Origin of the sequence: Paenibacillus tepidiphilus (assembly GCF_008635795.1) — a bacterium.
Lineage (GTDB): Bacteria > Bacillota > Bacilli > Paenibacillales > Paenibacillaceae > Paenibacillus_AQ > Paenibacillus_AQ tepidiphilus.
The window spans coordinates 465,139-474,682 of record NZ_VWRQ01000002.1; the positions used below are offsets into that span (position 1 = coordinate 465,139).

The following is a 9,544-nucleotide window of genomic DNA, read 5'->3' on the forward strand; positions in this document are numbered from 1 at the left end:
GGACTTTTCCTGCGGAACATCCTTCTGCTTCTTGCCCTCATCGGTCATTGACTTGGATACTCCTGACTTTTTTATTGGATTCATGCGAAGCAAGCACATTTTTGAACCTGAGCTTCAGGAAGAATTTCCGGTCCCTGGTAGGCAGAATGTACAGGACGAATATTATCAGGCCTCTAAACGCCCGGTTACTGTCCCACTTTTCGGCCCTTTCGATATTTTTGGAGCTCATAAGCCAATTCCGCACAAAGTTTACCGGCAGAAAGCCTGCTTTTTGTTCGGTATGGTCATACCTCATTAGATACATAATCGAATTCAAATATAGATGCTTGGAATCTCTCCTCAAGTTCTCTACTGCTTGCTGATAACTGATGTCTACCTTACGTTCCGAATCACTAGTCTGCTCCGTTATTACGCCGTCTCTTATTGCCTTAGCATATAAAGGGGTAGATCTAAAAATGTTTAAAGGCATCGTAAACAGAATAAATTCCTTAAAATAATCATGTAGCCTCATTACCGCCTCAATGGATGCGATCAGGTCTTCTTTCTGCTCCCATGGATTATTGTATATAATGTCGAATGTCGGGATTAACCGGTTCCCCGTCTCCCGGTAATGATCATCGATTGCTCGGGATAAGCTGTCCGCAGCCTTAAATACATGCTCTTGAAACTCGCGCCGGTTATAGACCTCTTTCAAAATCCGGTCGCTTCCGCTTTGTATTCCAAACACAAATTTATCCAGACCGGCGCTCAGCAAATTTTTTATCTTCGTATATGTCACCGTCTTGGGTGTGCCATAACAAAAAAAGGGGATATTGATTTTCTCTTTGTACTCACGGGAAAACGCCTCTATATCCTCCTCGCTCCTCAGGCAAAAATCATCATCGAAGAAGTATATGAAATCAATCCTGGGAACTGTCCGAATCACATGCTGAAGCTCATCCATCGCGCTGGCTATGGAACGATGCCGCAGAAAGCGTCCTGTCCCCTTCAAGGCGCTCTTTAGCGCAGGAGCGCTGCAATAGGAGCAAGCAAGATGGCAGCCCCGTGACAGCATGATATAAAAATTGTATGAATACTTAAGTGTGGCCCGCTCCGGCTGTATTAATTGATCGGAGGTTTTCAATTCTAATTCATTGATGTAGTAATGCCTGGTTTGCGAAAAATGGTCGGAATACGGTAAAGCATCCAAGTCGTGAACCAGAGCAGCTCTATCATTTCTTTGAATACTCCCGTCAGCATGACGGATCCATAGGTTCGGAATCTGTGAATAGTCGTCCCCGTCTGCTAACTTATTCGCCAGATCGACTACCGTCTGCTCACCTTCGCCGATGCAAACAATATCCGCAACTTCAATACAATTGTCGGGGTTGAGTATCGCATAAATCCCTCCGATTAATACTACTGTCTCAGGAGATTCGGTTTTTATCACACTAATTAATTGCTTCGCTCTTTCAAAACCAATTTCGACCGTAGAAATTCCTATAATTGAAGACTGGCGTACAACCTCCATGACTTGGTCAATGATCCTCTGCGGATAGTACTTATCGACAATATCCAGAAAAAGAACATCTGGCAGAAATCCGTCGGCAAGCAGCGCTCCTGAGATGGCCTTAATTCCTAAATTCACTTGTGTTGTCGCAATCAGTGAAATTTTGAAGTTTTCCTTATCCATTTATAAGCCTCCTCCCGTATGAAACACATCTTCCTTCACTTGGATCAAAAGTGCAGCTTGTCCGGAGAGGGCATATGAGACTATGTTAGGATTATCCTGGATATTGAACATTTGATAGCCGTGATCGATATCGTAATCCGCATCATCTGCAGTACCCACTCCGGCGATTAAATAATGATAATGAGCGAGTTCTGCTATGCTGTATTTAAGATCGTCACCGAATACTTTTGTTATCTTTATATATTGATTCTCGTATCCAGCGTCCAATTTCAGATAAAGAGGCTCATGATCTCCTATACACTCATCGTAAAACTTGATATCAACCCCATAGGCGCCTTTGTGGGATGTATTGACTGCTGAATGTTGAACATTGGAACCAATAATGTAGGCATCATCCGGATGAAGATTTCTCTGTGTATGATTTGCGCTGAACATAAATTCGTTGGAGAGGCAAATCCCCATCTGTGGCTCTATGTGATTGTGGGGGCTTAGATTTGTCAAAGGAGGAATGTAAGAAACGATGAGGGTCAAGTTGCGGTGAAAAGAACTATTCTGTATTATTCCGCTATCCCATTTAATAAAATTATTAACTCTCATGCTCAATTACCCTCCGCTAAAGTGAATAATGACCATGGAATCTTAGCGTGAAATATGGGTGAGCAGAAGCTCAGCTCATATGCCGCTGCCGATTTCACATTTGTAATAGCTAAATCGGCTTTATTGTTCTTTACACATTCGGCTGCCGCTGCTGTAGAATACACATCAATGATTTCATATTCGATTCCAGGCAATAATTGATCCACCAATGTATCTACTGCAGAGCAACTTGCAATTTGGAAACGGCGCTTCTCAGACAGACAGTTCGCAGTATTCCCAGCAATTCCATAATCGGTAGTTGCCTTAAGAAATACGGATAGAAAGCGGATCTGCCCGTTCCAATAGATGTCCTTAATTTTCTCATACGCGTTCGGCACCAATATGAGGTTGGTTCGATTGCCATGCAAACTTTCCAGCACTCGATCAAAATTATTCTCCAGGCTCAACTGGATTGAATCGCAAGCATAGTTCTCCTTGATGATGCCTGACAAAAATTGTGCCACTTGTGCGCTTGAGGTTTGCTCAGGACCCATGGTTCCAAGCCTGACGGTCTTTGTTCTGTAAATGAACCCCCGTAATTCTTCTTCATCCAAAAATAAGCTTTCCGCAATTCCTTTCACCTATTCTCCTCCTCATCTCAAAAACAACTCATCTCAACTAAGCTAAACTCATGCTGTCATTCAGGGAACAGACACCTCTTTGGAGGGAAGTTCTTTGGTAGCTAAGGATTTCGTCCATTTTCCTGAAGAATAATACAATAAACTAATAATGGTTGTCACAGCCAGGCTGATTACGATAGCGATCCAGATTCCCTTCAATTCCATCCTTGTTCTTGAAAGTCCCCAGGCTAAAGGAATACGGACGCACCATAGCGAAAACACGGAGATCATCATCGTCACCATTGTTTTCCCGGCACCATTAATAATTCCATTTGATACAAAGGCAACTGCCAATAGCAGGTATCCTAAGCCGGATATCCTGAGATAGATGCTGCCTATATCAAGGACTTCCTTGTCGCTCACAAAGATGGATATCATTTGCTGAGGGATCAACAGTGATCCTGCGACGATAAGCGAAACAGCAGCAACATTGATGATCATACCGTATTTAAAAGCTTCTTTTACCCGGTCCAGCTTCTGGGCACCGATATTCTGGCTTGTAAATGAGTTTACTGACATGGAGACCGCCAGTGTTAACAGCGAGACCATTGAATCGATCTTACTGCCAGCTCCGAAGGCCGATATCGCAACATTTCCGAAGCCATTCACGAACGATGTAACGAATACTGAACCCAGCGAAACGAGGGTTTGCTGCACGACAATTGGAATTCCGATCTTTATTAAGCTGGCCATCATTTTTCGGCTCAGTTTTCCATTGCCGAACCTGATTCGGACAAGCGGATAGTTTCTCAATATGTATATATACCCCACTGTGAATACCACACCTTGGGCGATCAGGTCAGCTAATGCCGCTCCGTTAAGTCCTAGGCGCGGGAACGGGCCAATGCCAATAATCAGCAGTGGATCTAAAATCGCATTTAATCCCGTTGAAATGGCAAGGATGACTAAGGGCGTCCATGTGACTCCAATTCCTCTGAGGATTGAACTGAACAAAAAATAAAGATATGTAAAAATGAAACTGATAATGCTAATGAATAAATATTCAGATGCCATCCTGAAAATAATGCTAGGAGTCCCCATCATGGATAGAATTGTATCCGACAAAAGAAGACTGCCTGCTGTCAGAATAACCATAAGGGATACTGTAATTATAAAGGAGTTAAATACTATCTTCTCTATAGCCCCGTTGTCTTTAGCCCCATAATAATGTGCGACCAGAATGGACGCACCGATCGTTAAGCCCTGGGCAACCGCGATAAGCAGCAAAACTACCGGATAACTCACTGCAATCGCTCCTACTGCGTCATCACCCAGTATATTTCCAACCCATACCATATTGATGATGCTGTAGCCAGTGAACAAGAAATTTGACAAAAGTACTGGTATGGAGAACATAATCAACTTCTTTGGCACGCTCCCTACTGTTAAATCCATTCCGGCCTTTTCGCTCATCCGGCACCCCCCTCTCAAGTTCATGTTATAAATATTAATAATTTTTACTTTTTATTCAATATTTCTTAATATATTATATTACTATATTTCCGTTTTTTTGAAATACTCATTTGTATACTTTTTGTGAATAAATACACTTTTTCTAATATTTCTCACTTTCGTTTGTACATACATATTTTACCTTCAATGCGGATATTCCTCATCTATCTGCCGACGCACAACAAACAGCGCTCCTCGGAGCAACCCGAAAAGCGCTGTTTCTCGATTATATAAATTGCTTCACATGTCTAAAGATAAGAAATCATATTTTCGATGATTCTTAGCCCAACATCATCTTTAAGCGTCATAATAGACTCTGGATGAAATTGAACAGCAACGATCGGTAAATCAACATGTTCTATAGCCATAACAACGCCATCTTCAGAAACCGCTGTAATGCATAGTTCTTCAGGGACTTCCAGGGCATAGAGGGAATGGTACCTTCCCACTGTGAATTCAGATTGGAGCCCCACCCACAATTTACTGTGACCGCTTGTCTTTACAATGGAGGATTTGCCATGCTGGGGATAGGTTAATTCATCAAGTACACCGCCAAAATACTCTACGATTCCCTGCAACCCTAAACATACCCCAAAAGTTGGTATCCTCTTGGCTATACAAATTTTGATCGTTTCATTCAGTTGAAAGTCTGCAGGCTGGCCTGGTCCCGGGGATAGCACGACTAAATCATAATGCTCCTTCCCCTCACTTAGCATTTGTCTTGCATAAGGAGCCCTGAAAACACTGACCTCCGCACCCGTTTGTTTGAAATAATTAGCTAAGGTTAGGACAAATGAATCCTCATGATCGACAAAAAGAATTCTCTTTCCTTGGCCCACCCTACTCGGTTCTATATCATGATTATCCTCAATATGAAATCCAGTATCAATCGAACTTAGGAGGGCAGATGCCTTAATATATGTTTCGTTCTCCTCATCCTCAGGATTGGAGTCGTACAATAAAGTAGCTCCCACCTTTATTTCGGCAAGGCCATTCTTGAGATTAATAGTCCTCAGTGTGAGTCCTGTGTTGAGATTCCCGTCAAAAGTCATGAACCCTACAGCACCGCCGTACCATTTTCTCGTAGAGCTCTCGTGAGTTTCCAACCACTTTATGGCCGCTTTCTTCGGCGCTCCGGTAACTGTAACAGACCACATATGAGTTAAAAATGCATCAAGGGCATCATATCCTTGGTCCAATGTACCTTCAACATGGTCCACAGTATGAATTAATCGTGAATAGATCTCCAGTTGTCTTCTGCTGATCACCCTGACCGAGCCAGGGATGCAAATTCTTGATTTATCATTTCTGTCGACATCCGTGCACATCGTCAGTTCCGATTCTTCTTTCCGTGAATCGAGCAATAATCTTATTTGTTCTGCATCCTCAATTGCATTTTTCCCGCGCTTTATCGTACCTGAAATCGGGCAAGTTTCAACCCTGTCGCCCTCAACTCTGACGAACATTTCAGGAGAGGCTCCGACTAGAAACTCGCTGCCCATGTTAATAATAAAGCCGTAAGGGCTAGGATTAATTTTCTTCAGTCTTTGAAATATCTCTGAAGGCTTTAAACTGCAATGTTTATATATTGTTTGGGAGGCTACGACCTCAAAGAGATCCCCTTTCTTGAAAGATTTCAGCGCTTCTTTAACTATTTTTGCATAATCTCCGTATTTATGTTCCTTCATCTCATAATTATCTGTCTCCGGTTCATAATTCATCCAGGGCCCGCTTCGTTCCAAACCAGCTGTATCCTTCCCTTCGGCACGAAATTCATATGAAACATTGTAGGCAATGGCCAATTGGTGATCAACAACCACATAACTGTCAGGCAAATACAATACCATATCTGGCTGAGCATCATCCCGAAGATGGTTGAACTCAATCGGTTCAAACTGAAATATAAGATCATATCCAAATGCTCCATATAAGCCAAGAATATTTTCTCCCGGCAAGTATAATAACTCGTTAATCGCCCGAATCATAGTAAAGACAGTTGGTTGCTTGCTGCGTTTTTCTTCAGAAAAGACATTATCACTCTCGATAATTTGCCCATTTATGCTGGACTCTGAGCAATCTTGCAATTGGATTTCGTTAAACAGATTTAACTTATTATATATACTTATCAACAATACTTGCCCACGTTCATTCAGAGCGTTAATCTGAAAATGTTTACTGTAGGCTTTGATTTCAATACATGGATTAACAAAACCGACATCCCATCTGGAGTACCGGTCGGGATACTCGTAGCTGCTGGAAAATATCGCTCCTCTTTGATGATTGATATTGTTCAATATATCATCCAGCGCGTTTTCCAGATTAAGCTTCTCAGCTGAACAAGTCACAATAATATCTCCCTGGGTCGTTTGTTCACTTACATATGGCATGAATGAAAATTGAGATGAAATATTCATCGGATTAGCTCCCTCAATAATTTATTGTTATCATATATTTCTTGGAGCATTAGCCCATTTTCTTCAAGCCCTCCTCTACCCTATTCGCCAATTTTAATTTATGTATTAGCCGACTTATCATGTCGCTGTCTTCCCAGTACTGTACCTCCTTGACGATCTTATGTTCGTCATTCACTTCAAATAAGGATAAGATGTGAATGCCAATGTCTTCATCTTCGATTGTAACCGCATCCAGGCACCACTCAGCAACGACCATGTTATGTTTTTCAATGATCTGCAATAGGTGCGTCGAGTAACTTTTAAACAACAAATCATATACAACCTTTACAGAGGCGATCTGTTGCTTAATTGTATTCAGTCCCAACTTCTTCTGAAAAAAGACATTGTCCTTTTGGCTTACTCTATAGGTGACTTGTGCATCCACACTAAAGTGATTCTCCAGATCGATTCCCTTAAACAATCCAAGGATCATATCCTGAATCTTTATAGTATTCTCCATACCTTTGCCCCCATAATAAACATTATAAAAAATCCTGACTTATATTAAGGAACACCATTCTCTATAGAAGTATTATGAATATATTTTTAATAATATATTTTTAGATTTTTTTTATTTTTTTGTAATATAATCTCATATCGAAATCTCAGCGTCAAGGCATTTTGTATCTTTCTGCTCTCCGCTTTTCTGTGATCAAGCTAAAATAATAATGTAGGCACAATGGCGATGCACAAATAAGAAAAAGGGTCGAGCCTCACGACAATTCTCCGGTCACCCGCTGTTTTCGATCATCGTTCCTTGAACTTGGCAACCTGTACTTCGGTAATGACGCTTGTTTGCAGAAATTTGAATATACAAAAAAATCGCCCTATTTGGGAATGGTCAGGTGGTACCTCCATTTACCAAAACAGGCGATTTCTTTGTTAGTTTTATTTGAATGCAGCGCGTCTGCCATTCTGTAACGCCACCACAATATCTATGCAAAGCAATATAAAGCTATAAAATAAAAAACGCCCAAGCAATGCGTTAGCCGCACCTCATGGACACTTCATTAACATGTATAAAATGGCGCGCCCTGAGAGATTCGAACTCCCGACCTTTTGATTCGTAGTCAAACGCTCTATCCAGCTGAGCTAAGGGCGCAAATTATGGAGCGGACGACGGGAATCGAACCCGCGACCCTCGCCTTGGCAAGGCGATGCTCTACCGCTGAGCCACGTCCGCAATAGGTAACTGGTGAAGCAAACTAATAAATGAATGGCGGAACCGACGGGATTCGAACCCGCGGTCTCCTGCGTGACAGGCAGGCATGTTAGGCCTCTACACCACGGTTCCGCGATTTAAAGCTCTCTCCAGCAAATGGAGATAATTGCGGGGGCAGGATTTGAACCTGCGGCCTTCGGGTTATGAGCCCGACGAGCTACCGGGCTGCTCCACCCCGCGTCAGTAAAAGTATTGCTATTGAGTTCTGCTGGTGGAGGCTGAGGGGTTCGAACCCCCGACCCTCTGCTTGTAAGGCAGATGCTCTCCCAGCTGAGCTAAGCCTCCATCGAAGAAGCAACTTAATTATCATAACATGATTTTATTCAAAAAGCAAGTATTTTTTCAAAAAAATCAATGACCCGTATGGGATTCGAACCCATGTTACCTCCGTGAAAGGGAGGTGTCTTAACCCCTTGACCAACGGGCCGTATGTAATATCTTTTAGCAACAAATAAGATTATATCAACTATAAGATTATAATGCAATAGTTTAATTGCTCTTTTCAGTAGTTTTTCATAAATATTTTCAGGTGTCTAAGGCGGCATCCGGCAATACATGCTGGTTTAGCATTTCTGCAATCGACTGGGCCACTTGAGGGATATCATTCCTTCTCTATACAGGCGCAGGAAGAACAGCAGATGCTCAAAGCCAGCCAGACATCTGCCAATCTGTCTGGCCGGCCAGGAGTCCACCTCTTCCCATCGCCCGATTAATCGTGCCAGAAACGTCTCCCGGGGCACGTAGAGGGTAATGTGGATTGAACAGTCACTTTCTGCTCCTGTAATCTGCCAAGGATGTCATAATAATAATCCCGGATCCGTAATCGCCATAAGCACAATTACCACCCCGGGATAATTCCCGGCTAATTCAAGCAGCCCGGTGCAGTTCTAGTGCAGCCGATGTTTTGCCTGACCCAAAAGCTTCATTGATCCATATGATCATACTGCAGCAACCTCCTATACTCATATTCCTTCTTAACGTAAAACAAAAAACCACCGCTGACTAATCAGCAGTGGTCTTCAGTGCTTGGCGGCGTCCTACTCTCCCAGGACCCTTCGGTCCAAGTACCATCGGCGCTGGAGGGCTTAACGGTCGTGTTCGGGATGGGTACGCGTGGAACCCCTCCGCCATCGCCACCAAACATGATTTTTCGAAGCTTACGCTCCTCGAAATCGCTGCGAGAAAATATCAGTCCTTCAAAAGGACATGCAGCTTAAGGTGTTGCAGGCCTCAATCGCCTGAAAACTGGATCGAAACGAATTTGTGTTTGCCCTTCATCTCTTCGGGGCCCCCGGAAAGTATTCGGAATCCGCTTCATCAGCCTCTTCTTCACTTTTTGGGGTAGTTTTTGGATAAGCCCTCGACCGATTAGTATTGGTCAGCTCCATGCATTACTGCACTTCCACCTCCAACCTATCTACCTCGTCGTCTTCAAGGGGTCTTACATACTGGGAAATCTCATCTTGAGGGGGGCTTCACGCTTAGATGC

At 42.9% G+C, this 9,544-nt stretch carries 6 protein-coding genes, 6 tRNA genes and 2 rRNA genes; all 14 read right to left on the reverse strand.

The window, feature by feature from the left end; translation table 11 throughout:
* Positions 1-37: 37 nt before the first annotated feature.
* Positions 38-1,672, reverse strand: a complete 1,635-nt coding sequence (locus F1379_RS04145; RefSeq protein ID WP_150266625.1) for a B12-binding domain-containing radical SAM protein — start codon at positions 1,670-1,672, stop codon at positions 38-40.
* Entirely contained in the window at positions 1,673-2,269 is a 597-nt protein-coding gene (locus F1379_RS04150; RefSeq protein ID WP_150266627.1) for a cupin domain-containing protein, read from the reverse strand.
* 2 nt (positions 2,270-2,271) lie between these two features.
* Positions 2,272-2,889: a type 2 periplasmic-binding domain-containing protein gene (locus F1379_RS04155; protein WP_150266629.1), complete on the reverse strand. Its 618-nt coding sequence runs from the start codon at positions 2,887-2,889 to the stop codon at positions 2,272-2,274.
* Between the two features lie 60 nt (positions 2,890-2,949).
* Positions 2,950-4,341, reverse strand: coding sequence for an MATE family efflux transporter (locus F1379_RS04160; protein ID WP_162551071.1), 1,392 nt, complete (start codon positions 4,339-4,341; stop codon positions 2,950-2,952).
* 287 nt (positions 4,342-4,628) lie between these two features.
* Positions 4,629-6,794, reverse strand: coding sequence for an anthranilate synthase component I (locus F1379_RS04165; protein WP_150266633.1), 2,166 nt, complete (start codon positions 6,792-6,794; stop codon positions 4,629-4,631).
* 49 nt (positions 6,795-6,843) lie between these two features.
* Positions 6,844-7,293, reverse strand: coding sequence for a hypothetical protein (locus tag F1379_RS04170; protein ID WP_150266635.1), 450 nt, complete (start codon positions 7,291-7,293; stop codon positions 6,844-6,846).
* 565 nt (positions 7,294-7,858) lie between these two features.
* Positions 7,859-7,935, reverse strand: a tRNA-Arg gene (locus F1379_RS04175).
* Between the two features lie 6 nt (positions 7,936-7,941).
* Positions 7,942-8,016: transfer RNA gene (locus F1379_RS04180), tRNA-Gly, on the reverse strand.
* Between the two features lie 34 nt (positions 8,017-8,050).
* Positions 8,051-8,127: transfer RNA gene (locus F1379_RS04185), tRNA-Asp, on the reverse strand.
* Positions 8,128-8,161: 34 nt separating this feature from the next.
* A tRNA-Met gene (locus tag F1379_RS04190) sits at positions 8,162-8,235 on the reverse strand.
* A 29-nt stretch (positions 8,236-8,264) separates the two neighbouring features.
* Positions 8,265-8,340 (reverse strand) — tRNA-Val (locus F1379_RS04195).
* A 70-nt stretch (positions 8,341-8,410) separates the two neighbouring features.
* Positions 8,411-8,482 (reverse strand) — tRNA-Glu (locus F1379_RS04200).
* A 597-nt stretch (positions 8,483-9,079) separates the two neighbouring features.
* Positions 9,080-9,196, reverse strand: a 5S ribosomal RNA gene (gene rrf / locus F1379_RS04205).
* 207 nt (positions 9,197-9,403) lie between these two features.
* A 23S ribosomal RNA gene (locus tag F1379_RS04210) occupies positions 9,404-9,544 on the reverse strand; the annotation flags it as partial.

Excerpts from the sequence above, each read along its gene's own strand:
- F1379_RS04170 (WP_150266635.1), bottom strand. The coding sequence starts at position 7,293 with ATGGAGAATACTATAAAGATTCAGGATATGATCCTTGGATTGTTTAAG.
- F1379_RS04150 (WP_150266627.1), bottom strand. The coding sequence starts at position 2,269 with ATGAGAGTTAATAATTTTATTAAATGGGATAGCGGAATAATACAGAAT.
- F1379_RS04145 (WP_150266625.1), bottom strand. The coding sequence starts at position 1,672 with ATGGATAAGGAAAACTTCAAAATTTCACTGATTGCGACAACACAAGTG.
- F1379_RS04165 (WP_150266633.1), bottom strand. The coding sequence starts at position 6,794 with ATGAATATTTCATCTCAATTTTCATTCATGCCATATGTAAGTGAACAA.
- F1379_RS04160 (WP_162551071.1), bottom strand. The coding sequence starts at position 4,341 with ATGAGCGAAAAGGCCGGAATGGATTTAACAGTAGGGAGCGTGCCAAAG.